Raw genomic sequence first — 26,270 nt, forward strand, 5'->3', positions numbered from 1 at the left:
GCGGGTGTTCTTTTTCATCCGCCCTTAAGTTATGTAAGAGGTATTGTGTATTTATACCCTTTTATTGTTATAATAAAAATGTTATGATATGAATGTAATCATTGAATTTCATAATTCTATGATGTACGTGGTTAATGATACATAGAGATTATATTAATTACAGGAGGTAGTTATGCAGGATTTTATTAAGATTAATAAAGATGATAATGTTGCAGTAGCTCTTAAGCCAATCGCTAAGGGCACAACACTTAATGTTGCTGGTACAGAAGTTACTACAATAGAAGATATCCCTCAGGGACATAAGTTTGTTATCAAGCCTATCAAGAAGGGTGATGCAGTTATAAAGTATGGTTTCAGAATCGGTTTCGCACAGTCTGATATTGAAGTTGGTGGCTGGGTTCATACACACAACTTAAAGACAGCTCTCGGTGAACTTCTTGAATACACATACAATCCAGAAGGACATAAGGACGTTGAGCCAACAGAGGAAGCGTTCTTTGAAGGATATATGCGTGAAAATGGTACAGTTGGTGTAAGAAATGAAGTATGGATTATCCCAACAGTTGGCTGTGTTAATTCAATAGCAAGAGCAATCGAAGCTACAGCAAGAGCTAACAAGCCAGAAGGTGTTGATGAAGTTGTTGCTTTCCCACATCCATACGGATGTTCACAGGTAACAGAGGATCAGGAGAATACAAGACACGTACTTGCTGACCTTATCAACCATCCTAATGCTGGTGCAGTACTTGTACTTGGTCTTGGTTGCGAGAACAGCCGTATTGAAGTTCTTAAGGATTATATCGGTGAAGTTAACCCAGACAGAGTTAAGTTCTTACAGGTTCAGGATGTAGAAAATGAGCAGGAAGCTGCTGAAGGTATTATGAAGGAACTTATGTCTTACGCTGCTACATTTAAGAGAGAAAAGGTTAGTGCTAAGCATCTTATCGTTGGTATGAAGTGCGGTGGTTCTGATGGTTTATCAGGTATCACAGCTAACCCAACAGTAGGTCTTTTCTCAGATATGCTCGTATCTAAGGGTGGTACAACTATCCTTACAGAAGTTCCAGAAATGTTCGGTGCAGAGACTATCCTTATGAATAGATGTGCTAACAAGGAACTTTTCGAGAAGACAGTTCACCTTATCAATGACTTTAAGGAATACTTCATCAAGAATGGTCAGGAAATCTATGAGAATCCATCACCAGGAAACAAGGATGGTGGTATCACAACACTTGAAGATAAGTCACTTGGATGTACACAGAAGTCTGGTTCATCACTTGTAAAGGGTGTATTAGCTTATGGTGAAAGAGTATCTGATAAGGGACTTAACCTTCTTAGTGCACCTGGTAATGACCTTGTTGCTTCAACAGCTTGTGCAGCAGCAGGAGCACAGATGGTTCTTTTCACAACAGGACGTGGAACACCATTTGCATCACCAGTACCTACAGTAAAGATTGCTACTAACTCAAGACTTGCTGGCAATAAGAGCAACTGGATAGACTTCAACGCAGGAAGAATTGTAACAGATGACCTTCCACTTGAAGATGCAGCTAAGGAACTCTTCCAGCTTGTATTAGATGTTGCTTCTGGTAAGAAGGTAAAGGCTGAAATCGCTGGCTTCCACGATTTAGCTATCTTTAAGCAGGGTGTAACTCTCTAATTAACAAATTTTAAGGATTGTGTTAATTGTTTTTCAGAGGCAGTTGTGTATCTTTCAGATTTTGCGTGGCTCTGAATAACAGCATATAAATATAGTGACATATAAGATTAAGGCGGGCAGATATTTACATTTCTGTCCGTCTTATAATGTGTCTGTGAATGCTGTTTATACGGAATGTGTCAGTGATATGTTTCATATATGCAGAGATTACAGTAATGTGTGTTCGAAACCTTCCACACATAAAACAAAACTAAAGGAGAATAAAATGGATACATTAAATCAAGGTAAAGAGGATAAGAATAAAGATATTATTGAAAATAATAATAAAAATAACAGCGGTAATAGAAATACTAAAAGTGCACAGTTTAAGGTTGCGTTTATTACACAGGCGGCCGTGATTGCGGCACTTTATGTTGTGCTTGTTATTATGTTTAACTATTGCAGCTTCGGACCTATACAGTTCAGAATAGCAGAGGCACTTACAATTCTGCCATATTTTACACCAGCGGCGATACCGGGATTGTTCGTAGGTTGTCTGTTATCTAACATCTTAGGCGGTGCGGCTATATGGGATATAATATTTGGAAGTATTGCGACACTTATTGGTGCAATAGGAACTTATGCGTTAAGGAAGAATAAGTGGCTTGCACCATTACCACCGATTATTGCGAATACACTTATAGTACCATTTGTATTAAGATATGCTTATGGTTCAGAGGGCGTATTTGCTATGTTCTTTGTGACAATCGGAGCAAGTGAATTCATAGTGTGTGGTGTTATTGGAATGTTGCTTTTATTCGCACTTAATCCGGTGAGAAACGTGATATTTAAGGGCGTGGAGTAAGATATAGACCGTCAAGATATGCTTTGAGTAATTTTTTATTTTGAACAGATAATTCTTTATAGGTGTTAAGTAATTCTTCTTCATCATCGGAAAGTAATTCATTTCTTAAAGGATTGCTTTCAAAAGAAAAGAATTCGGATAAGCTTATATTAAAACCGTGGCATATTTTTTCTAAAGTTACCATAGTAGGACAGGTTTGCCTGTTAAAAATGTTATTAAGGCTTGAATATGGAATATCAGATTGCTTAGCTAGTTTGTATAAAGACCAATGTTTAAATGTAAGCAATTGTTGTATCCTGTCAAGTACATCCTGTTCTATCATTATATCCTTCATATTATCTGGTGTAGCAACAAGAAGATGACACAGAAGCCGCGAAAGAAACTTCGGAGTTAGACGAACAATCACAATTAGCAGGAAATAATAATGATGTATCTAATGATATCTTACGAAGCATACAGATAAGATATCCTAAAACAAGTGGAAAAATTACTGCAAAGACACAGCAATGGATTGTTGTATATCCTGATGGAAGCGAATATCATTTCTTATTTGACGGTTATAACTATCGTAAAATGCCTTTGTGGAATGATTAGTGTACACAAATAAAAATGTATTAATAACAAGCGCATTTTATAATATACCCCTAGATTTTAAAGTGTTTCAAAATCTAGGGGTATATGTTATATGCTATTTAATGACATCGCTCTTTTAAATATATTCAAAATATTCCAACAATTTCCTATATTCATCCTGCGAGGCACGGCAGGTTTCTAGTAAATAACCTTTTTCATCATTGTATTCATTTAAGCCTCGTCTATAATAATCTTTCATAGTATCATCAATAATAAAAGGGCAGATGTTATTTTTCAGACATTCTTTAAACATTATAAGTCTGCCAACACGTCCATTTCCGTCCTGAAATGGGTGTATTTTTTCAAATTTATAATGAAAATCAATTATATCCTCAAAGGTTATATTGCTGTTTTCCCTATAGTCTTTTAATAGACTCTTGATAGCGGCGGGGACTTTGGAAGGGTGTGTTGTTTCAATCATATCACCAATGACATTAGGGCGTTTCTTATAATCGCCAACTGCAAACCATTCTTTTTGACTATCCGTTGTTCCGCTTTTTAATAAGAGATGAATATGTTTTATAATATCTTCGGAAAGTTCTTTATCCGCAATTTCTAAAATATAATCAAAACATCTGAAATGATTAACAGTTTCTATGATGTCATCTACTTTTTCAACGCCATCAGTAATACCTATAGTCTTTGTTTCATAGATACTTCGTGTCTGTTCTTCTGTCAACCGGCTTCCTTCCATATGATTTGAATTATAAGCTATGCGTATCTGGGTCTGATGATATAGACCCCCTTTTAGTTTCATTTCCATTTCTTCACGAAGTCTGAAAAGAGTAGTATTTTTATCAATTTCTTTTTCATATGACAGAATAGCACCGGGCTGGCAGTCAAAAAAATCGCAAAGACTTTGAATTGTTGACATTGAAACATCTTCATTTTTGGAGAGTTTTGCCATAGTTGCTGAGGAAATTCCAATTTTATTTTTTAGCTTTTCTTTTGTGATTTCCTGTTCTTCCATTAGTAGAAATAATTTTTTGTATGAAATCATAGAATACCACCTTTCTGTACATACATAGTATATTATATATATTTAGATTTGTAAATATTTAATGTTTAGATATTGAAAGCAATATAATTTCACTAATTTGGTAGTTGCTGTAAAGGCATTTTGTGGGTATAATATATATAGATATAATTATTAGTATATGAAGGGATACGATATTAAAACTTTTGATAAGAAATTAAATAAATTATTGAAAACCAATTAATATAATGAAAAAGGACTGTCACCATAAATGACAGTCCTTTTTATGGTGGTGTATATTTATATACACGCCTGAAAATAAAACAACCCATCCTCAGTAAAGAAATCATATACACCGTTATATTTCTCAATCACAGATATTATGCTTCTGATACCAATACCATGGCCGGCTTTATCCGATACAGGAGTATTATTAACGAATACAGGTTCAATAGCATAAGTATTAGTGATATTAATACATAATTTGTTATTCTTATCAAACACCTTTACTGTGATAATACGATTAGAATTAACCTCGCCGTAGTCAGAAGTGCAGCCGGAATTGTAGTCAGAAGCAGTGTCGGATATGCTGCTATATGAATTATTAATAGATGTCCTGGCTGTCTGTACAAGCTTGCAGGCATTTATGGCATTTTCAAGTGCATTTGCAAATAGACTGCAAAGGTCAGTTGGCTTGTAGTCAGCAAGGTTGGCGGCAGTAACTGACACTTGTGTGGTGATATTATATTTGTCAGCTTTGGCAATATAGGAAGATAATATAAGGTTGACGGCTTCATTATCGCAGTATCTCGTTATTTGGCTGTTGTTAAGACTGGTACATATCTCACTGATATAATCCTGTGCCTGTGCATAGCTGTTATCATTAAGACAACTCTGTATAAAGTTCATATGGTGGCGCAAGTCGTGGCGGTATATAGCTGCTTGTTTCTGATAGTCCGATAACTGGGCAATCTCTTTTTCTGCCTGTGCAGCTGCGGACAAGAGAATGATATTTTCACGCTCGGCGGTATTTTTCTTATTTAACAGAGCCAGTATAACTGTTGATAATATAAAATAGAGTATGACAATAAAGCTGTCCATAAATTCTATAACAACAGCTTCTCCGCGGTATAACAGGTCTGTGTATACAGTGAATGCGTACTCTAAAATATAATAAGTAAGAGGCAGGAGAAAGAACATTGATATAATGGTCTTTGATTCGTTCTTAAGCCTTATTATGTAAGGAGAAATGTATTTAATTACAATAAATATAAGTGGGATTGTAATAATAATAGTTACAATATCTGATATCATAGGAATATCTTTGAAAATGTAAGCGGCAGCAGTGCCGAACCATTTTCTTGGGGTACACATAAGATAAGCCGACAGAACTGCAATTGATGAAATGTATATATTCTTATGGCAGACAAATTTTATGACAAGAATTAAAGGTATATGTATAAGGAAAGGATAGCTTTTATAAAGCACATTCTGACCAAGTAGCAGATAGCATACAGCCTGAAATAACGCAAATGTGAGAGTTGTATATATAAACAGCTTATGGTTATCTTCCAAGCGTATATCAGCAAAATAAAATGATACAATAATGCCAAAGATAAGAACAAAGATATAATTAATAAGATTTAATAAAGTAGAAATATACATATAGCCCCCTGTTATTCTTCCATCTGGAAAGTTAAATACTGCTTCTTGATTTCAACGACACGGCGTTGTGCCAATGGAACTGTTTTGTTATTGCTCAGATGAATTTCATTACTAATAATGGTACTTATGTAGTTCATATTTACAATATATGAACGGTGTGGAAGAATAAATCCCTTGTGAATACTAAGTGTATCACATATTGAGGAGAATACATCGGTTGATGTTATGTGTTCTCCATTTTTAAGATGAATAGTTACCTTGCGGTTTAATGCTTCCGCATAGACAATATCAGATGTACGGATTTTGTGTATACCTGAATTGTTCTTAATAATTATGTTGTTTGTCTGTTCGATGTGAAAGAAGTCTATTAAATCATCAAGCGTAGTATACAGGCGTTCTTTGTTCACGGGCTTTAACAGATAATTAAATGCCTTTACTTCATAGCTGTCTACTGCGAATTCGGAAGATGAAGTTAAGAATATTATAGGTGCGGCTTTATCAAAGGTACGGATTTCATTAGCGAGTGCAAGTCCGTTCATTACTGGCATAATAATGTCAAGAAAATATATGTCAAACTTCTCAAATCCAGCAGTAGAAGCAAGCTCGACACTGCTGTTATAATATTTCACTGTGAAGCTGATATTAGATGAGGCTTCATAATTATCTAAAAGTTCTCTTATAATACCTAATTCGTATTGGTCATCATCACATACGGCAATCTTCATAGTAATCTCCACTTCTAACAATTAATACTTACGTTATTATATATTTCTTTTTGATAAAATTCCATAGAAATTTACATTGTTCGCGTTGAAAAATGTAGGTTGATATGATAAATAGTGTTAATTAGCTGATTTATTTCAATTATTGTGTTATATAACTGAAAAAGGAGGTATACGGAATTCTGTATACCTCCTTTTTATGCTTAAAAGCATAAGTTTAAATGGATTAACTAAAACAATGTTTAATTATCTCTGAACTCTGGCACCAGCTCCACCAACGATACCTTCAACTTCCTTAAGAGAAGCCATTGTTGTATCACCAGGAGTTGTCATAGCTAATGCACCATGAGCAGCACCATAGTTAACAGCCTTTTCAGCGTCTTCAAATGTCATAAGACCATATACAAGACCTGAAGCGAATGAATCTCCGCCACCAACTCTATCCATGATTTCAAGTCCATCATACTGAGCAGCTTTGTAGATTTCACCATCAGCCCAGCAGATTGCTGACCAGTCATTAACTGTAGCTGTCTTAACCTGACGAAGAGTTGTAGCAACAGCCTTGAAGTTAGGGTATGTAGCAGCAGCTTCGTTAATCATCTTCTTGTAACCATCAAGGTTAAGAGTCTTAAGGTTCTCATCGTTACCTTCGATTTCGAAACCAAGGCAAGCTGTGAAGTCTTCTTCGTTACCAATCATAACGTCAACATACTTAGCAACTTCCTTATTAACTTCCTGAGCCTTAGCTAAACCGCCAATAGCTTCCCACATAGATGGTCTGTAGTTAAGATCGTAAGATACGATTGTACCGTACTTCTTAGCTGCCTTACAAGCTGCAATAACAGTTTCACAAGCCTGTTCAGAAAGAGCAGCATAGATACCACCTGTATGTAACCAACGAACACCTAAGCCACCATCGCTCTTGTTCTTGAAGATGTAATCAAAGTCGAAATCTTCTGGAGTAGCCTGAGAAATAGCTGTGTTAGCTCTATCTGAGCAACCCTTGGCACCACGGATACCGAATCCTCTTTCTGTGAAGTTGAGACCATTTCTGCAAAGACGACCGATACCATCTGTCTTCTTCCAGCAGATAAGGGATGTATCAACACCACCCTGTTCGATGAAGTCCTTCATAAGAAGACCTACTTCGTTATCAGCGAAAGATGTGATAACAGCAGTTCTCATACCGAAGCACTTGTGAAGACCACGGATAACGTTATATTCTCCGCCACCTTCCCATGCTCTAAAGCTTCTTGCTGTACGAATTCTTCCTTCACCTGGATCAAGACGAAGCATTACTTCACCTAAAGATACAGCATCAAATGTGCATTCTTCAGCTGGTCTTAAATTTAATTTCATTTTTTAGATACCTCCAAATAAATTTTTACATAATCATATTAACATATAATTTAGATTTAATCTATATATTTAAGTAAAGTTTTGTATAAAGCTGTCAATTTTCCACTGATTAAAAAGAATATTGGTAAGTTACATTATATATAAATTGAAATATAATGTATTATGTAAGATGTAATGCAATTTATAAAAAGTGAAATGTTAAAAAAATATACATAATTATTGAAAATAGAACTTTTTGCTTATTGAAAATATTGTGGAGATATTGTAAAATATTTCTAAAATAGTATACCAATGAATAATATTTATGAAATGAGGCATATATATGAGCAATATCAAGAAGTTAAGAAAACTCAAAATCCAATGGAAAATATTGCTTTCAGCAATGCTTGTTATATTCGTATTTGGCGGATATATGGTATTTGCTAAAGCTGATTCCAGTGTCACTGTATCAGTGACAACGACAGCAACAATTGTTAATCAGGGCACAGAGTCGAACAGCATCGTGGCAACTATGTCGGGAAGAGATGAGAATAATGTCAGTCAGGATTCACCGGATAATTATAAGCCGGCAGTAAGAAATCTTAAATGGACAGTATCCAACTCTGATATTATTAAATTTGTCGTAAGTGATAGTGCGGGAACTAAATATGCAGACACAGCAGAAGGCACTGCCAATCCTACAATATATGGTAATAGAGCAGGTAAGGCAACAATTACGGCTACATATTATACTAAGGCTTACGGACCAGACGGTAGCATTACTTATGAAGAAGAGCTTGGAAATGACTCTGTAGATATCATCGTTCCTTTAAAGATTAACAGCTTTAAGGCATACAGAAATGGTGTAGAGCTTACAAAAGAAGAAATGCTTTGTTATCAGGTAGGAGATATTATTGAGATAACATCTAATGCCAATGATACTAATAAAATATTTGTTGAAACAGACAATGATAAGACAGGAAGTCTTTCTAAAGATGGTATTGTAGAGAAAGTATCATCTTCAGGTGCTAAAGTAACACTTAAGATTGTCGGTGGTGGTAGAACTAATCTTAAAGTAAGAACAGCAGATGGTGATGGTATCAATTCTCTTACAGCAACATACCAGATAACATCAAAGGTCGAATACACTGATGGAGTTGCTAACTCAGAAGGACATTCTATTCAGAAGCTTTCTGATGGTACAAGATTTATTACATTATCAGATAAAGATTTTGAAGACTTTAAAGAAGAAGCAATTCCTTCTAATATTAAGTATCCAGCAACAGCAGGTGTTACATATGTATCATCAGATACAGACGTAATTACATATAAGGCTGGCAGCGTAAAAGGTGTTAACGCAGGTGTAGCCCAGGCAACAGCAGGTGTTGCAAGTAATGATGTACAGGGTAACATAGGCTGGGCGACCAAAGATGTAGTTAATGTTGTTGTACCATTTAAGAAGCTTGGCAATGATGTAAGCAATATGAATGTGGGTGACTCAATACAGCTTAAGACTTCTGCTAAATCAACAGAGGTTACCTGGTCAACATCTGATAACAGCGTACTTCAGGTTGATGCAACAACAGGTCTTGTTACAGCAATGGGAGCTGGTAAAGCTACTATATATGCAACAAGAGTTGACGATGAACTTTCAACAAAGTACAAGCTTAATAATCAGCTTTCTTATGAGATTACAGTTATCGATGGATTTGGCTTAAGCCTTACATCAATGAGTGTTAATATAGGTGATACACAGAACCTTGTGGCACTTGTAACTAATAATCCTAGCAAGGATGATATTACATTTACAGTAGAGAATCAGCCAGATGCAGCAGGAGTTGTTCCAACTGAGACTTTAATTAATGTAGTTCAGTCAGAAGACGGAAGAACATTCAAGGTAACAGGTATTGCATCAGGTATAGCACATATTAAGGTGACACAGAATGTTAATGGCGTTATTAAGAAAGCAACCTGTGTTGTATATGTTACAACACCAGTGGGTGAGATTACTATTAATCCTTCATCACTTACAGTAGACAGAGGTTCATCTGATACTGTACAGCTTATATTTAACCCATCAGCACCAACTAATAATAAAGTATTATGGTCATCATCTAATACAGATGTTGCAACAGTAGAAGGTGACAGCTATACAGCTACAATTACTGGTGTATCTGGTGGTACAACAACAATTACGGTCATAACAGAAGACGGACTTAAAGTAGCAACTTGTGATGTATATGTAAGAGAACCTGTAACAGGTCTTGTACTTAATGCAACAACAGTTGAATCATCGATGGCAGTTGGTCAGTATCAGCTCGTTGCAACTGTTCTTCCAGCAGGCGAAGGTGTTGACCGTGCTGTAACATGGACATCATCAGATCCATCAGTTGCAACAGTAGATGAGAATGGTCTTGTTAAGTATGTTAAGCCAGGATATTGTACGATCGTATGTAAGACAACAGATGGAGCATATATAGCTACTTGTAACTTTATCATAAGCATACCAGTAGAGCAGATTAAGCTTGATTATACTGATGAGATAATGTCAATAGGCAGTACATTAAGAATTACAGCAGAGGTTCTTCCGGTAACAGCTACTAATAGAACAGTAGTATGGGAATCTTCTAATACTAATGTGTGTATCGTAGATTCTAATGGTCTTGTAGAAGCAGTTGGAACAGGAAGTTGTACAATCCTTTGTAAGTCATTGGACGGTAACTACACAGCAATGTGTAATATATATGTTAAACAGCCTGTAACACAGGTTATACTTAATACAACAGATATAACTGTAAGACAGGGTCAGGTATTCTGGCTTAATGCTACTTGTCTTCCAGAGAATGCAGATAATAAGATTATCAGCTGGGAAAGCCGTGATGAGAGCGTGTGTACAGTTGAGAGCGATGGTAAGGTTACAGCAGTAGGTGCTGGTACAACATCTATTATTGCAACCAATGTTGATACAGGACTTACAGCATATTGTGTTGTAACGGTTACACAGCCGGTAACAGGAATTTCGCTTAACTCAGATTATCAGGAATTATGGGTTGGAGCTAAATATGCAATCATACCGGTAGTTGAACCTTATGATGCTGAGAATAAGAATGTTACATATTTATCAAGTGATCCATCAGTAGCAACAGTAGATGAAAATGGTGTTGTTACAGCATTAAAGGGTGGAAGTTGTATAATTGAAGTGACAACCGAAGTTAATAAGTTAACGGCGGCGTGTACGATTGTAGTAAAAGAGTACGTATCATCAATAACTCTTAGTGAAACTGATAAATTTATGAATGTTGGTTCAACAGGAACGCTTGTTGCTTCTGTTGGAACGGATACAGCTACTAATAAGAATATAGTATGGTCATCTTCTAATTATGATATATGTTATGTAGATGGCAATGGTAACTTAAGTGCCAACTCAGTTGGTAATGCAGTTATTACAGCAACAGCGGCAGACGGAAGTGGTGTTAGTGCTTCTTGTATTGTAAAGGTTGTTGATCCTGTAATAGGAATTACAGTTGAACCAGATACAGTAAGGCTTCTTGTTGGTGATTCAGCTAAGGTTACAGCAGTCATAACACCAGATAGTGCAACTGTCAAAGATGTATCATGGACATCATCTAATGAAGCTATTGCAACAGTAGATGAGTCGGGAGAAATATTTGCCCTTAGTACTGGTAAATGTAAGATAACAGCTACATCACAAGACGGTAACGAAGTTAAGGGTGTATGCTGGGTATATGTAACACCAGTTGTTAACATATCATCATTAAGAATTAACTCTAAAGAAATATATATGCTTTCTGGACGAGCTAGACAGTTATCAGTAATTGTAAGACCTGTTAATAATACAGATTCTTATGAGTGGTATTCAACAGATACAGGAATTGTACAGGTAGACCAGAATGGTGTAATCACAACCGTTGGTCCTGGTACTGCAGATGTGTTTGTTATAAGCAATAACAGCAGTGTAGAAGCTTCCTGTACGGTACATTCGCTTGCTATGAGTACATCACGAGTGAGATTGGAGCAGTACGATAGATTTAATCTAGATGTAATAGGTACAGAAGATGCTGTTACCTGGAGAAGTTCTAATCCAAGAGTATGTACGGTTTCATCATCAGGTGAAGTTATAGGTAGACGGGCAGGAACAGCTACAGTAACAGCTACAGTTCATAATAAGACACTTAGCTGTACAGTAACAGTTACTAACATCAGGTAATACTGCTGGGAAATTTCAATTCTTGATATAAGCTTTAAAGATATTATAGAACTTAAAGATGGTTATGCCAGACATTCAAGTCTGGCATAACCATTCTTTATATAATATTTTGGCTGTTATCAGAACATAATGGAACTGACTGTAATAATAAACGGCTTATAGAACAAAATAGACAATATAAAAAGAAACAGGCACTATAAGATTATTCTTATGGTGCCTGTTCTTTATTATTTAATATGAGGGGGAGATAGAAAGAATTAACTTTGCTATCTGATTATTAATATAACCTGTAATTGTGTGCAAAGTATGTCTTATTTGTGAAAGAACGATAAAAAGAATTAAGAAAATAATAAAATAATATATATCAAATGGGTAATGGCTATAAAGTTCAAAAAGTTTAATTTGTTAATTTATTGATTATTGAGTATCAATATGTTAGAATTTATTAGTTAAAATATAAAGGCAGGGGAATAAGTATGAATAGCAATGACAAAGATGAGTTAGATAATGAGTTAATTAAATCAATGAAAAAGCTTGTTGAAGAAGAAACTAACGTTGCTAAAGCGTTCATAGATACTCAGAACGAGTTATCGGATGAAGATGATGAGTTGGCTGATGAAACAATGGGTAAGACAAGAGTTATACCTAAGGTCACAGATGATATGCTCACTAAAGTAAGTGATGCTACAATTAATATCAGTGATTTGAATGCAGACAAAAAACTTCAATCTAATAAAGAACAGAATAATATAGATGATACCAGCAGAGTAAAAGAATACAACAAAGCCAGGGAGTCAGAGCCGATAAAAGATTATAATATGACCAAAGACTCTGAAAAGCCAAAAGAACACAATACAGTTAGAAATTCTGAAAAGATAAAAGAATATAATAAGGCAGAACAGCAGGATAAGTGTTCTGATGCACATATGGATAATGGTAATAATGAGAAAGATGACAGCGTGCAGGAAAAGGATAAGAAGCCTATGGATGCTAAGAGGAAAAAGATGATTATAGCTGTTTCCTGTGTAGTAGCTGCTTTAGTAGTTATTATAGGTATAGTTGTCGGAGTTGTTCTTAATAATAAGAATAAGAATTCGTTCCAATTTAATTATGATAAAGGAATGGGTTCTTATCAGAACAAGGATTATGATAATGCTATTAAGTATCTTGCTAAAGCTTCCAAGTTATCTGAAGGCAAGAAAAATGTAGATTTAAAATATACATTGTATCAGTGTTATGCTGCAACAGATAATACAGATATGTCAATTGAAGTGTTAAAGGATATTTTATCATTTGATGAGAATAATGAGAAAGCTATAAAAGCATTAGCTTCAATATATAATACTAAGAAAGATGGAACAAGTCTTAATAAGCTTATTAAATATTATAAGGATAAACAGGGTTACAAATATCTTACAGATTATGTTGTTGAAACCCCTAAGCCATCAGTTGAAGCTGGAAGCTATGATGATGTGATTAAGTTACAATTTACAGAGAACAGCAGTTCAACAATATATTACACAACAGATAAGACTGAGCCAGATAAGAAAAGTAAACGTTACACAGGTACAGCAATAGAAATACAGAGTGGTACTACTACAATAAAGGCTATTGCTATTAGTGACATAGGAGTGTGCAGTGATGTTGTGGAGCTGGAGTATACAGTTGACTTTAAGAAGCCATCTGCACCAACAGTAGGTCCTGCCTCAGGAACATATGAGGAAGGACAGACTGTGACAATAGATAATATTCCAGTTGGCAGTACAGCGTATTATACATTAGATGGTTCTACACCAACTAAGAATTCGGAGGAATACTCTGAACCATTTACAATTCCAACAGGTAATAATGTAATATCTGTTGTTATAATTGATTCGCATAACCAGTCAAGCAGTGTTGTTAAGCGTAACTATGTTGTCAACAAGGCTAAGACATATGTATATAATGAGGCACTTGAGATATTAAAAGGAAAGCTTATATCAAAGGGAGTGCTTAAGTCAGATGGAACTACAGCTGCTGATGGTTCTACAGTTACATTTGTATATCAGTCAAGGACAACTGTAGATGGAGTTGAGATGTTCGTTGTAAGATATGATGTGACATCTAAGACGGGAAAGACTTCTACAGCTGGTTATTATGGTGTCGCGACTAAGACAGGTGACTGCTATACAGTGACACAGAATGGCGGAGCATATAGTGCAGCCGCATATAATTAAGTTTTGATGTGTGATTAACACTTCAGATAATATATAACTGAAAGGGGTAATAAAATGTACAAGATTCTTAAGGCTGAAAAATTAGCAGAAAAGATTTTTCTTATGGATGTTGAAGCACCAAGAGTTGCTAAGCACTGTGAACCTGGCCAGTTCATAATTGTTAAAATGGATGAAAAAGGAGAGAGAATTCCTCTTACAATCTGTGATTATGACAGAGAAGCTGGAACAATAACAATTGTATTCCAGATAGTAGGAGCATCAACAGAAAAAATGTCTCACCTTAAAGCAGGTGATGCTTTTAGTGATTTCGTTGGTCCATTAGGATGCCCTTCAGAATTAATTCACGAGAATATTGAGGATTTAAAGAAGCAGAATATCGTATTTATAGCAGGTGGTGTAGGTACAGCACCAGTATATCCTCAGGTAAAATGGCTTCATGAGCATGGTGTAGATGTTGATGTTATCGTTGGAGCTAAGAACAAAGACCTTATCTTATTAGAAGAAGAGATGAAGGCAGTGGCAGGTAATCTTTATATAACAACTGATGATGGCAGCTATGTAAGAAAAGGTATGGGTACAGATGTACTTAAAGATCTTTATGCACAGGGTAAGAAGTATGACAAATGTATAGCGATTGGACCATTGATTATGATGAAATTCGTCTGTCTTTTAACTAAGGAATTAGGTATACCTACAGTTGTAAGTATGAACCCTATTATGGTTGATGGTACAGGTATGTGTGGTGCATGCAGACTTCAGGTTGGTGATGAGATTAAGTTCGCTTGTGTAGACGGACCGGAGTTCGATGGACATTTAGTAGACTTTGACCAGGCTATGAAACGTCAGCAGACATATAAGACAGAAGAGGGCAGAGCTATGCTTGCAGCCCTTGAAGGAGATACACATCACGGTGGATGTGGACAATGTAATTAATCAACGGAAAAGAGGTATATATAATGGATGTTATGAAGAAAGTTCCAGTAAGGGAACAGGCTCCAGATGTAAGGAATAAGAACTTTGATGAGGTATGCCTTGGATATAATGCAGAAGAGGCACAGGAAGAAGCAACACGTTGCCTTAATTGTAAGAATGCTAAATGTGTACAGGGATGTCCAGTATCAATCAATATTCCGGAATTCATACATAATGTAAAAGAAGGTAATTTTGAAGAAGCTTACAAGGTTATTGGAAAGTCATCTGCATTACCTGCTGTATGTGGTCGTGTATGTCCACAGGAAACACAGTGTGAAGGTCAGTGTATAAGAGGAATTAAGGGCGAAGCTATATCAATTGGTAAGCTTGAAAGATTCGTAGCTGACTGGGCTAGAGAGAACAATGTATCACCAGAGATGCCAACAGAGAAGAAGGGTAAGAAAGTGGCTGTTATCGGTTCAGGTCCTTCAGGACTTACTTGTGCCGGTGACCTTGCTAAGATGGGATATGATGTTACAATATTTGAAGCACTTCACGAAGCTGGTGGAGTATTAGTATATGGCATTCCAGAATTCCGTCTTCCAAAGAAGACAGTTGTTGCATCAGAGATTGAAAATGTTAAGAAGCTTGGCGTTAAGATTGAAACTAACGTAGTAATCGGTAAGTCAATGACAATTGACCAGCTTATTAATGAAGAAGGTTTTGATGCTGTATTTATCGGCTCAGGTGCTGGTCTTCCAAGATTTATGGGTATCCCAGGAGAAAATGCTAATGAAGTATTCTCAGCTAATGAATACCTTACAAGAAGCAATCTTATGAAAGCTTTCAGAGAGGATTATGATACACCAATAGCAAGATTTAAGAAGGTTGCTGTCGTTGGTGGTGGTAACGTTGCTATGGATGCTGCAAGAACAGCATTAAGACTTGGTGCTGAGGTACATATTGTATACAGAAGAAGTGAGGAAGAACTTCCTGCAAGAGCAGAAGAAGTACATCACGCTAAAGAAGAGGGGATTATATTTGACCTTCTTACTAACCCAACAGAAGTCCTTACAGATGATAAGGGTAATGTTACAGGTATTAAGTGTGTTAAGATGGAACTTGGCGAGCCAGATGCTTCTGGAAGAAGAAAGCCTGTTGAAGTCCCTGATTCAGAATTCGTAATGGACCTTGATGCAGTTATTATGTCACTTGGTACATCACCTAACCCACTTATCTCATCTACAACTAAGGGTCTTGAGATTAATAAGAGAAAATGTATTGTAGCAGAAGAAGCTAATGGACAGACATCTAAGGAAGGCGTATACGCTGGTGGTGATGCTGTTACAGGTGCTGCAACAGTTATTCTTGCTATGGGAGCTGGTAAAGCTGCTGCTAAGGGTATTGATGAGTACCTTTCAAAGTAAGTAATTATATTTACAATAATAGTAAAAAGCTGTTGATTTATTATCAGTGTTTAGATAATAAACCAACAGCTTTTGCTTATCTTATGTTATAGCCTGATTATAGCTGGGTAATATTTAGCATTGACAGGCTGCGTGATTTTATAGCAGACTGTATGGTTCTATGGAAGCCAGTGTTTTTATAAAGCTGATTGTATGCTTTTTATAGAAGCCTGTATATTCTTTTTGTTTTTGTAAAGTTGATTTACATATTGAAAATGCTGTCAATGTATTTATCAGAGATAGTGTCACATAACCCTTCAGACGTGTCAGGGAACTGTTTCATAATAGCATTTTTGATGTAATCACTTCTGTTGAAATATTTCATTTCTTCTGCAATATCATTGTTGTAAGAACCTTCAATGTCTTCTTTGGTTACATTGTCATTAAGCCAGTTGATAATAGTGTCCGTTGCTTCATTTTCGATAGAGGCGTTTGACTTGATTTTCTTGGAATACTTTAAAGACCAGAAACCTATTGCGATAAATCCAACAAATAAAAGACCAAGAACAACATTTACAAGTATGAAATTAGAACTACCTTTTGTTACAAACTTTAATATTCCGATGTCATTAAGAATAAGAATTATAATTCCAGCAGCACCGCATACAAAAAAAGTTATTGCAGACGACAAGTTATCTTTATATTTGTCATCTGTTGACTCATACAGATTGCCAGAGTGCTGTAAAAGCTCAATGCCTTCTTCTTCCTCGATAATATTTTTGGCTTCTTTTTCAGAAATGCCAGATTGCTTAGCTTCGTCAATGATGTGTTCATCAACTGTATTGTCTGACTGTGAATTTAAGCTGCTCACAATAATCTCCTTTCTGTGTATATAAATAATATGTAATATGTAGCATTAAAATGCTTCGCGTAAATTAAACTATATATAAGCAGTAAAATGTGGTACTATTACCAGATGTAAGCAGAATGAAAATGCTGTCTGCTTATTAAAATATATACGCTTAATTACTATTTGGTTAATTATAAAGTATAAATGTGAAAAATTAAAGAACATGGGCAGAAAATTTAAAAGATTGATAATTAAAAAGGAGGTTATAGAAGATGAGCAAGGCTCTTATTGTTACAGGTGGAAGTATTAATGTTGCGTGGGCTAAGGAATGGCTTGATAATCAGACATTTGATTATTGCATAGCGGCTGACAGCGGGCTTGAGTATGCTGATAAGCTTGGATTGAAGGTGGATTATCTGCTTGGAGATTACGATTCAGTAGATAAAGATGTGCTTGACACATATAAGAGTAATACTGAATTTGAGACATATCCTAAAGAAAAAGATTATACCGACACACATCTTGCGATTATGACAGCACTTAAAAAGGGTGCAACAGACATATATATACTTGGTGCGACAGGAACAAGAATGGATCACACAATTACCAATATAGGAAATATGAAGGTGGTGGCTGATTGTGGAAAGGACTGCCATATAGTTGATGAACACAATTATATATATCTTTTAAGTGAGGCTGATGGAATACATATAATTCGTAAAGACAGCCAGTATGGAAGATATGTGTCAATTATTCCTATGTCAGAAAATGTCAGTTTAAGCCTTGAGGGATTTAAATATACGCTTGATAATTATGAATTAAAGCAGGGATTAAGTATATGCCAGAGCAACGAGGTAGAAGATGAACAGGGAATAATTAAGGTTCATAAAGGACTTATTATAGTTCTTGAAACAAAAGATTAATAACATATATGTCCTATGTGCAAAATTAATGAAAAATGCGTATGAAATTAACAAAATAACGTGGAAAGCAACAACAAATCTCTTGTAATTTAACTTACATTGTTATAAAATAAACAATAGTTGTTTGCATTAAGCAATATATAACAAAGAGGAGGTCTCGGTGATGAGTAATACTACACAGGCTTTATCAAGAATCGAAGCAATTCTTGATGATAGCAGTTTTGTTGAAATCGGAGCGGCTGTTACAGCAAGAGCAACAGATTTTAACATGCAGGAAAAAAAGGCTCCATCTGATGGTGTAATCACAGGATATGGAGTTATCAATGGAAATCTTGTGTATGTGTATAGCCAGGATGCTGCTGTGTTAGGCGGAACAATTGGTGAGATGCATGCCAAGAAGATTGCTAATCTTTATGAGAAGGCAATGAAAATGGGAGCTCCTGTGATTGGTCTGATTGACTGCGCAGGTTTAAGACTTCAGGAAGCAACAGACGCCCTTGACGGCTTTGGACAGATTTATAAGAATATGTCATTAGCTTCTGGAATTGTTCCACAGATTACAGCCGTATACGGTGAATGTGGTGGAGGTCTTGCTGTTCTTGCAGAACTTTCAGATTTCGTATTTGTGGAAGAAAAGAAGGCTAAGTTATTTGTTAACAGTCCTAACGCATTAGATGGCAACTATGAATCTAAGCTTGATACATCAAGTGCAGAATTTATGGCTAAAGCAGGTGTTGCAGATTTCATTGGTGATGAAGAAACAATCGCTAATGGAGTAAGACAGCTTGTATCAATGCTTCCATCTAATAATGAGGAAGGTGCTGTATACACAGATAATCAGGACGACCTTAACAGAGTATGCGCTGATATGTCAGCAGAGATAGCTGATGCTGCACTTGCTCTTACAGATATTTCAGATGATGGATTATTTGTAGAAGTTAAGGCTGAATATGCTAAGGAAATGGTAACTGGCTTCATTCAGCTTGATGGAGTTACAGTTGGTGCTGTTGCTAACAGAACAGCAATATATGATGAGAATGGCGAAAAGGCAGAAGAGTTTGCAGCTGTATTAACTACAGATGGAGCTTATAAGGCAGCCGAATTCGTAACATTCTGTAACGCATTTGAAATACCAGTGCTTTCGCTTACTAATGTTAAGGGCTTTGAAGCTAATGTAAGAGCTGAGAAGACAATTGCCAAGGCAGCTGCTAAGTTAGTATATGCATTTTCTAACGCAGATGTGCCAAAGGTTAATGTAATTACAGGTGAAGCTTATGGAAGCGCATATGTAGCTATGAATTCTAAGTCAGTAGGTGCAGATATGGTATATGCCTGGTCACAGGCAAGCATCGGTATGATGGATGCTTCTTTAGCTGCTAAGATTATGTATGCTGATGAAATCGCAGCAGCAGATGATGTTACAGCTAAGATTAATGAAAAGGCTTCTGAATATGCAGCATTACAGTCAAGCGTTGAGCAGGCAGCTGCAAGAGGTTATGTTGATACAATTATTAACCCAGAAGATACAAGAAAGTACATTATTGCAGCATTTGAAATGTTGTTTGATAAAAGAGAGGTTCGTGCAGATAAGAAGCATGGCACAGTATAATTGAAGAGGTGATAATATGAAGAAAATTAAGTTTAAAAAGTTCTTAGTGTTATTCTCATTACTTATCTGTGTATTCTGTATGACAGCCTGCAGTTCATCTAATGGCACTATATCAACAGCAAGTGCCAAGACAGAATTAAAACAGCAGCAGCTTGATGCCAGTGAGGCTTATCTTGTAGACTGGGTTAAAGATATGATTACATATCTTGATAAGAATGATTCTGCTAAGATAACAGCGGATGCAGAGGCAGCTCAATCACTTACAATGGTAAATAATAAGTTATACATTGTTGACCAGAGTGGAATTAGTGTTAAGACAATAGCTTTTTATAATAGCTGGAATAGCACAAGAGGTGAGTTAGGTGCTTTAAAGAGTATCAATGAAATTAATGTAGAACTCAATAGCAAGACAGGTGAGTTATGTACTATTACAGTTGATACTTCATATGAGAAAAATGATAAATGTACATTTGAATTCGTAATTAATGATGACTATACACTTGAAAATGGTGCTATCAATCCATCATATACTACAGGACAGAAGATGTATAAAGCGGTAATGAATACTCTTATCGGTATGGGAACAGTATTCGTTGTACTTATATTTATTTCATTCATTATTTCATTATTTAAGTACATCAATAAGTTTGAGAATAGAAATAAGGCTAAGAATGAAGCATCTAATGGTGCCCAGGGCGTTGATAATGCTATTGCTCAGATAGTTTCAAGCGAAGAGCAGGATGAAGAAGTTGATGATCTTGAACTTATAGCAGTTATAACAGCAGCTATTGCTGCATCAGAGAATACATCTACAGACGGACTTGTAGTTCGTTCAATTAGAAAGGTTAATAGCAGGAGGAAATAAATTATGAAGAATTATACAATAACAGTTAATGGTAATGTATATGATGTTACTGTAGAAGAAGGAACAGGAAGCACAGCAGGTGCAGCTAAGGCAGCAGCACCAAAAGCAGCAGCTCCTAAGGCAGCGCCAAAGGCTGCAGCACCAGCAGGCGCACAGGGTGCAGTAAAGGTTAATGCACCAATGCCTGGTAAGATTCTTAAGGTTAACGTTAATGCGGGCGCAGCAGTTAAGAAGGGTGATGTATTACTCGTTCTTGAAGCTATGAAGATGGAAAATGAAATCTGTGCACCACAGGATGGTACAGTTGCTACAGTTGAGTGTGCAGCTGGTGATTCAGTAGAGTCAGGTAAAGTATTAGTTTCTATGAACTAATTGATATATCAATTAGTTGTGTAGAGATAATATACGGAGGTAAAAAATGGAATATATTTTATCAACATTGGGAAACCTCGTTCACCAGACAGCATTCTTTAACCTCACTTGGGGTAATTATCTGATGATTCTGGTTGCGCTGTTTTTCATGTATTTGGCAATCAAAAAAGAATATGAACCTCTGCTTTTAGTACCTATTTCATTTGGTATGTTACTTGTTAATCTTTTCCCGGATATTATGTTATCTATTGAAGATTCAAGCAATGGCGTAGGTGGTTTGTTACATTATTTTTATTTATTAGATGAATGGAGTATTCTGCCATCACTTATCTTCCTTGGTGTTGGTGCGATGACAGACTTTGGTCCACTTATCGCTAATCCTAAGAGTTTCCTTTTAGGTGCAGCAGCACAGTTTGGTATATTCGCTGCTTACATTATGGCTATATTTATGGGATTCCCAGATAAGGCAGCAGCAGCTATATCTATTATTGGTGGTGCTGATGGTCCTACATCAATATTCCTTGCTGGTAAATTAGGACAGACGAATTACCTTGGACCAATAGCGGTTGCAGCATATTCATATATGTCACTTGTACCAATTATTCAGCCACCTATTATGAAGTTATTAACAACTGAAAAAGAAAGAAAGATTAAGATGGAACAGTTAAGACCTGTATCTAAGCTTGAGAAAATTCTTTTCCCTATTATCGTTACAATCGTTGTAGTATTAATTCTTCCTACAACAGCACCACTTGTTGGTATGCTTATGCTTGGTAACCTTTTTAGAGAGTCAGGAGTTGTTAAGCAGCTTACAGAAACAGCATCCAATGCACTTATGTATATAGTTGTTATTATTCTTGGTACATCAGTTGGTGCTACAACAAGTGCAGAAGCCTTTCTCAATCTTGATACATTAAAGATTGTTGCATTAGGTCTTATTGCATTCGGCTTTGGTACAGCGGCAGGTGTTATATTTGGTAAGATTATGTGTAAGGCTACACACGGTAAGGTTAATCCACTTATTGGTTCAGCAGGTGTATCTGCGGTTCCTATGGCAGCCAGAGTTTCACAGAAGGTTGGTTCAGAAGCAGATCCTTCTAACTTCCTTTTGATGCACGCTATGGGACCTAACGTAGCCGGTGTTATTGGTACAGCGGTTGCAGCTGGTACATTTATGGCGATGTTTGGTGTTATGTAAATTGAATTAAGAAGCTCTAAGTCTGCACAATACGCAGACTAAGACCTTCTAAATTCATTAGAAGTTGCTTACGCAACTTCGTTGTGGACAGAGGAATGGTCTATATATATCATAAGACCTTCTAAGTCTGAATAGAAGTTACTTACGCAGCTTAATTAGAGTTTATTTACTTTATATATAGGAATATATAGGAGGAGTTTAAGATGGCAGATCAGGTTAAGAAACCATTAAAGATAACTGAGACTGTATTAAGAGATGCTCATCAGTCACTTATTGCTACAAGAATGACTACAGAGCAGATGCTTCCAATCATAGACAAGATGGATAAGGTTGGATATCATTCAGTTGAGTGCTGGGGCGGTGCTACATTTGATGCATCACTTCGTTTCCTTAAGGAAGACCCTTGGGAAAGACTTCGTAAGTTAAGAGATGGTTTTAAGAATACAAAGTTACAGATGTTATTCAGAGGACAGAATATCCTCGGATACAATCATTATGCAGATGACGTTGTAGAATATTTCGTACAGAAGTCTATCGCTAATGGTATTGATATAATCAGAATATTTGACTGTTTCAATGATTTAAGAAATCTTAAGTCATCAGTTGAGGCAGTTAAGCTTGTTAAGAAAGAAAATCCTAATGCTCACGCACAGATAGCACTTTGCTATACACTTGGTGATGCATATACTCTTGATTACTGGAAAGAAACAGCTAAGAGAATTGAGGATATGGGTGCAGATTCTATCTGTATCAAGGATATGGCAGGTTTACTTGTTCCTGCTAAGGCTACAGAGCTTGTACAGGCATTAAAGGATGGTTCTTCACTTCCTATCCAGATGCATACACATTATACATCAGGTGTTGCTTCAATGACATATATGAAGGCTGTTGAAGCAGGTGCTGATATTATCGATACAGCTATGTCACCATTCTCAATGGGAACATCACAGCCGGCTACAGAAGTTATGGTAGAGGCATTTAAGGGTACAGAGTACGATACAGGTCTTGACCAGAACCTTCTTGCAGAGATAGCTGCTTACTTCCAGCCAATGAGAGAAGAAGCATTAAAGTCAGGTCTTATGAATACTAAGGTTCTTGGTGTTAATATTAAGACATTATTATATCAGGTACCTGGTGGTATGCTTTCTAACCTTGTATCACAGCTTAAGGAAGCTGGTGCAGAAGATAAGTATCAGGCAGTTCTTGAGGAAATTCCTAAGGTTCGTAAGGACTTTGGTGAACCACCTCTTGTTACACCATCATCACAGATTGTTGGTACACAGGCTGTTCTTAATGTATTACAGGGCGAGCGTTATAAGATGATTACTAAGGAATCTAAGAAGGTTCTTATGGGTGAATTCGGACAGACAATTAAGCCATTCAACCCAGAAGTACAGAAGAAGGCTATAGGTGATGCTACACCTATTACCTGCCGTCCGGCAGATCTTATTGAGCCACAGCTTGAGAAGTTCAAGAATGACCCAGTCGTACAGCAGTACAAGCAGCAGGATGAAGATGTGCTTTCATACGCATTATTCCCAGCAGTTGCTACTGAGTTCTTCAAGTATAGAGAAGCACAGCAGAAGAAGGTTGACCCTGCTAAGGCTGATACAGAGAATAAGGCATATCCAGTTTAATAGCTAGCGGTATGATTTGTTTTTTTCGTAGAACCCGCAACAACTGGTGGTTTTAAGTGAAAAAATGGGCGTGGGACGTTAGTCCCACGCCCATTTTTGTCATTTTCTGGCAGATTGGGATATATGACAACTGTAATTATAAGGATAAATAAAGTAATATAGCAGCATAAAAATATAAGAAACAGGAGGAACAAAGTTTATGGTGAAAAACAAAAAATGTCATAGTAAGAAAATGGCAGCATTAGTTACAGCTGTTGTGCTTGCTGTATCGGCAGCAGTTTCATTTGCAGTACCACAAGTAAAAGCTGCCAATGGACCATGTGATACTGGTGATTGGGCTTATGCTTATATTAATGTAAGAAATGGAGAGGAAAGTAATCTGCTATTCTCATCAGAAGGCACTAATTCTATAGATGGAATGTCTTATGACAGAGAGTCTAATACACTTACATTAAATAATTATAAAAGCTCTACAACAGTAATAGTTACTAATATGATGGGTGATGATTTCAAGATTAACCTTGTTGGTGATAATGAAATCGGAAGTATAGGTTCATATGGTGATGCATGGGGTGGTTCCATCAATATAAGTGGTAATGGTTCTTTGGTAATTAATGCAGACAAATCAGATGATTATGGAATAGCTTTCTTTGCTGAGGGAACTAATTCGGTGCTTTCAGTTGCAGACACCTGTAATGTTACAATATATTCTGGTTCAAAGGCAGTAGTGTATACAAGCGATAATCTCACTAACAAGCCAATTAAGGATAATGGAACATTAAAGGAAAATGTGACATATAATGTTTCACATCCGCTGGAAATATCAAGATTATGTGCCAGGTATTATGAGTACGACCCTTATACAACTAATATAGTATATAAGAACGAGACAGATAATACTTCATTATATTATATTAAAGAGCTGACATATATTGAACCTGCTAAAGTGACTTATACATTATATAAGCTTACTACAAAGAAAGCTATGGGCGATGTATATTATGCTGACAAAGTAGGTGAATATGATAATATCCCTGCTGGATATACCAAGACCACATTAGACAATCCAATTTCATATTATGAGTCAGACAGTGGAAGCGGCGGAACAAGTCAGGTTATAATCAATACAGCAACAAATGAAAAGTATGTATCTGCATATGTTTATGAAAATAAAACATCATATTATAGAATATGTAAGCTTCTTGAAAAGCTTGGTGTAGATGAACGAAGCAATGATGAATTATGGCTTATTGATTATGACAATCCTGTAGCAACATACAATCCTGTAGTGGGAAGTGATAATCTTCCAGACGGATACAAGTATGACGGTACAGAGATAGAAGGTCTTTATAATGTTGAATGTGTAGCAGATAGGCTTACATTTACAGCTAAATCATCTAGTGATAATACGACAGATAATTCAAAAGGAGACACAACCAATAATCCATCTGACAACACAACAGATACACCAGCAGATGAGAAGCCATCGACACCAGAGTCAAGCACCACTAATACAGTAGTAGATGTATCAGACGGCAGCACAACTATTAAGGCTGATGAAATCAGAAAGATTATTGAAGATAACAAGGTGAATGATGTTGTTATCAAATCTAACAATGATGTTACATTTACATTTGCAAAAGGAACAATGTCAGAAGTATCACAGGTTGCAATATATGACTTCTCAACAGCAATTACTTCTGATATAAAAGAAGCAGGAGATATGCCGGCAGATGTAACAGAGGATATATTCGTATCTAAGATTGTATACAATTATTCCGGCGTGCTTCCAGCAACGGCAAGTATTAAGTTAAATGTTGGAAAAGCATATGCAGGCCAGACACTTTATTACAGCCAGCTCTTAGATGATGGAACAATAATTAGTATGATGTCAGCTGTAGTTGATAATGATGGTTATATGACAGTAGAACAGGATCACTGCTCAACATATCTTATTACAAAACAGCAGATTACAAGCAGTTCATCAGATATAAGTTTACCAGGCACATCAGTAGAAAATGTAACAGAAGCCGCAGGTAATACAGTTGAAACACCACAGACAGGAGATATGACACATATATACTGGGCAGGATATTTATTAGTATTATCATTAATGGGCATTGGATTTACAATTTTAATGGCTGGTAAGCTAAAGAAAGAACAGTAATAATATTTATTGATAAAAAACTGCCTGAATGAGAGTTGACATATGTATT

Annotated in this window: 19 protein-coding genes; 13 read left to right on the plus strand and 6 right to left on the minus strand. The window is 36.2% G+C overall.

What is annotated here, in order from left to right:
* The first annotated feature begins 172 nt into the window (after window positions 1-172).
* Window positions 173-1,660 carry a UxaA family hydrolase gene (locus WMO14_RS00950; RefSeq protein ID WP_022502025.1) on the plus strand — a complete coding sequence of 496 codons (1,488 nt, stop codon included), beginning with the start codon at window positions 173-175 and terminating at the stop codon, window positions 1,658-1,660.
* 265 nt (window positions 1,661-1,925) lie between these two features.
* Window positions 1,926-2,504 carry a QueT transporter family protein gene (locus WMO14_RS00955; protein ID WP_022502024.1) on the plus strand — a complete coding sequence of 193 codons (579 nt, stop codon included), beginning with the start codon at window positions 1,926-1,928 and terminating at the stop codon, window positions 2,502-2,504.
* Here WMO14_RS00955 and WMO14_RS00960 read toward each other — a convergent pair.
* The 5 genes from WMO14_RS00960 to WMO14_RS00980 form a co-directional block, all read right to left on the minus strand.
* Complete coding sequence (locus tag WMO14_RS00960) at window positions 2,488-2,826, minus strand: helix-turn-helix domain-containing protein (protein ID WP_349153119.1); 339 nt, start codon at window positions 2,824-2,826, stop codon at window positions 2,488-2,490. The genes WMO14_RS00955 and WMO14_RS00960 overlap by 17 nt on opposite strands.
* Before the next feature lie 387 nt (window positions 2,827-3,213).
* Entirely contained in the window at window positions 3,214-4,137 is a 924-nt protein-coding gene (locus tag WMO14_RS00965) for a Fic family protein (RefSeq protein WP_349153120.1), read from the minus strand.
* Between the two features lie 276 nt (window positions 4,138-4,413).
* Entirely contained in the window at window positions 4,414-5,778 is a 1,365-nt protein-coding gene (locus tag WMO14_RS00970; RefSeq protein ID WP_349153121.1) for a sensor histidine kinase, read from the minus strand.
* Between the two features lie 11 nt (window positions 5,779-5,789).
* Window positions 5,790-6,503: a LytR/AlgR family response regulator transcription factor gene (locus WMO14_RS00975; protein WP_349153122.1), complete on the minus strand. Its 714-nt coding sequence runs from the start codon at window positions 6,501-6,503 to the stop codon at window positions 5,790-5,792.
* A gap of 243 nt (window positions 6,504-6,746) precedes the next feature.
* Entirely contained in the window at window positions 6,747-7,859 is a 1,113-nt protein-coding gene (locus WMO14_RS00980) for a sugar kinase (protein WP_012739150.1), read from the minus strand.
* 322 nt (window positions 7,860-8,181) lie between these two features.
* On the opposite strand from WMO14_RS00980, the gene WMO14_RS00985 reads away from it, so the two are divergent.
* The 4 genes from WMO14_RS00985 (at window position 8,182) to gltA (ending at window position 16,621) form a co-directional block, all read left to right on the plus strand.
* A complete protein-coding gene (locus WMO14_RS00985) occupies window positions 8,182-12,066 on the plus strand; it encodes an Ig-like domain-containing protein (protein WP_349153123.1) in 3,885 nt (1,294 codons plus the stop codon).
* A gap of 476 nt (window positions 12,067-12,542) precedes the next feature.
* Window positions 12,543-14,282, plus strand: coding sequence for a chitobiase/beta-hexosaminidase C-terminal domain-containing protein (locus tag WMO14_RS00990; RefSeq protein WP_349153124.1), 1,740 nt, complete (start codon window positions 12,543-12,545; stop codon window positions 14,280-14,282).
* A 54-nt stretch (window positions 14,283-14,336) separates the two neighbouring features.
* On the plus strand, window positions 14,337-15,215 hold the full coding sequence (locus WMO14_RS00995; protein ID WP_022502018.1) for a sulfide/dihydroorotate dehydrogenase-like FAD/NAD-binding protein: 879 nt from the start codon (window positions 14,337-14,339) through the stop codon (window positions 15,213-15,215).
* 20 nt (window positions 15,216-15,235) lie between these two features.
* Entirely contained in the window at window positions 15,236-16,621 is a 1,386-nt protein-coding gene (gene gltA / locus WMO14_RS01000; RefSeq protein WP_055174508.1) for an NADPH-dependent glutamate synthase, read from the plus strand.
* 241 nt (window positions 16,622-16,862) lie between these two features.
* On the opposite strand, the gene WMO14_RS01005 is transcribed toward gltA, so the two are convergent.
* Window positions 16,863-17,471, minus strand: a complete 609-nt coding sequence (locus tag WMO14_RS01005) for a hypothetical protein (protein WP_090140654.1) — start codon at window positions 17,469-17,471, stop codon at window positions 16,863-16,865.
* Window positions 17,472-17,722: 251 nt separating this feature from the next.
* On the opposite strand from WMO14_RS01005, the gene WMO14_RS01010 reads away from it, so the two are divergent.
* The 7 genes from WMO14_RS01010 (at window position 17,723) to WMO14_RS01040 (ending at window position 26,221) form a co-directional block, all read left to right on the plus strand.
* A complete protein-coding gene (locus WMO14_RS01010; RefSeq protein ID WP_090140652.1) occupies window positions 17,723-18,373 on the plus strand; it encodes a thiamine diphosphokinase in 651 nt (216 codons plus the stop codon).
* 163 nt (window positions 18,374-18,536) lie between these two features.
* Window positions 18,537-19,982, plus strand: coding sequence for an acyl-CoA carboxylase subunit beta (locus tag WMO14_RS01015; RefSeq protein ID WP_055174514.1), 1,446 nt, complete (start codon window positions 18,537-18,539; stop codon window positions 19,980-19,982).
* Window positions 19,983-19,998: 16 nt separating this feature from the next.
* Window positions 19,999-20,847, plus strand: a complete 849-nt coding sequence (locus WMO14_RS01020; protein ID WP_349153125.1) for an OadG family protein — start codon at window positions 19,999-20,001, stop codon at window positions 20,845-20,847.
* A gap of 3 nt (window positions 20,848-20,850) precedes the next feature.
* Window positions 20,851-21,219, plus strand: coding sequence for a biotin/lipoyl-containing protein (locus WMO14_RS01025; protein WP_055174518.1), 369 nt, complete (start codon window positions 20,851-20,853; stop codon window positions 21,217-21,219).
* A gap of 46 nt (window positions 21,220-21,265) precedes the next feature.
* Window positions 21,266-22,417: a sodium ion-translocating decarboxylase subunit beta gene (locus tag WMO14_RS01030; RefSeq protein ID WP_090140650.1), complete on the plus strand. Its 1,152-nt coding sequence runs from the start codon at window positions 21,266-21,268 to the stop codon at window positions 22,415-22,417.
* A 203-nt stretch (window positions 22,418-22,620) separates the two neighbouring features.
* The gene (locus WMO14_RS01035) at window positions 22,621-24,054 is read left to right on the plus strand and encodes an oxaloacetate decarboxylase subunit alpha (RefSeq protein ID WP_022502010.1); all 1,434 of its coding nucleotides are present in this window, start codon (window positions 22,621-22,623) and stop codon (window positions 24,052-24,054) included.
* A gap of 199 nt (window positions 24,055-24,253) precedes the next feature.
* On the plus strand, window positions 24,254-26,221 hold the full coding sequence (locus tag WMO14_RS01040) for a hypothetical protein (RefSeq protein WP_349153126.1): 1,968 nt from the start codon (window positions 24,254-24,256) through the stop codon (window positions 26,219-26,221).
* Window positions 26,222-26,270: the final 49 nt, after the last annotated feature.

Source organism: Lachnospira rogosae (ex Hitch et al. 2025) (assembly GCF_040096455.1).
GTDB lineage: Bacteria > Bacillota > Clostridia > Lachnospirales > Lachnospiraceae > Lachnospira > Lachnospira rogosae.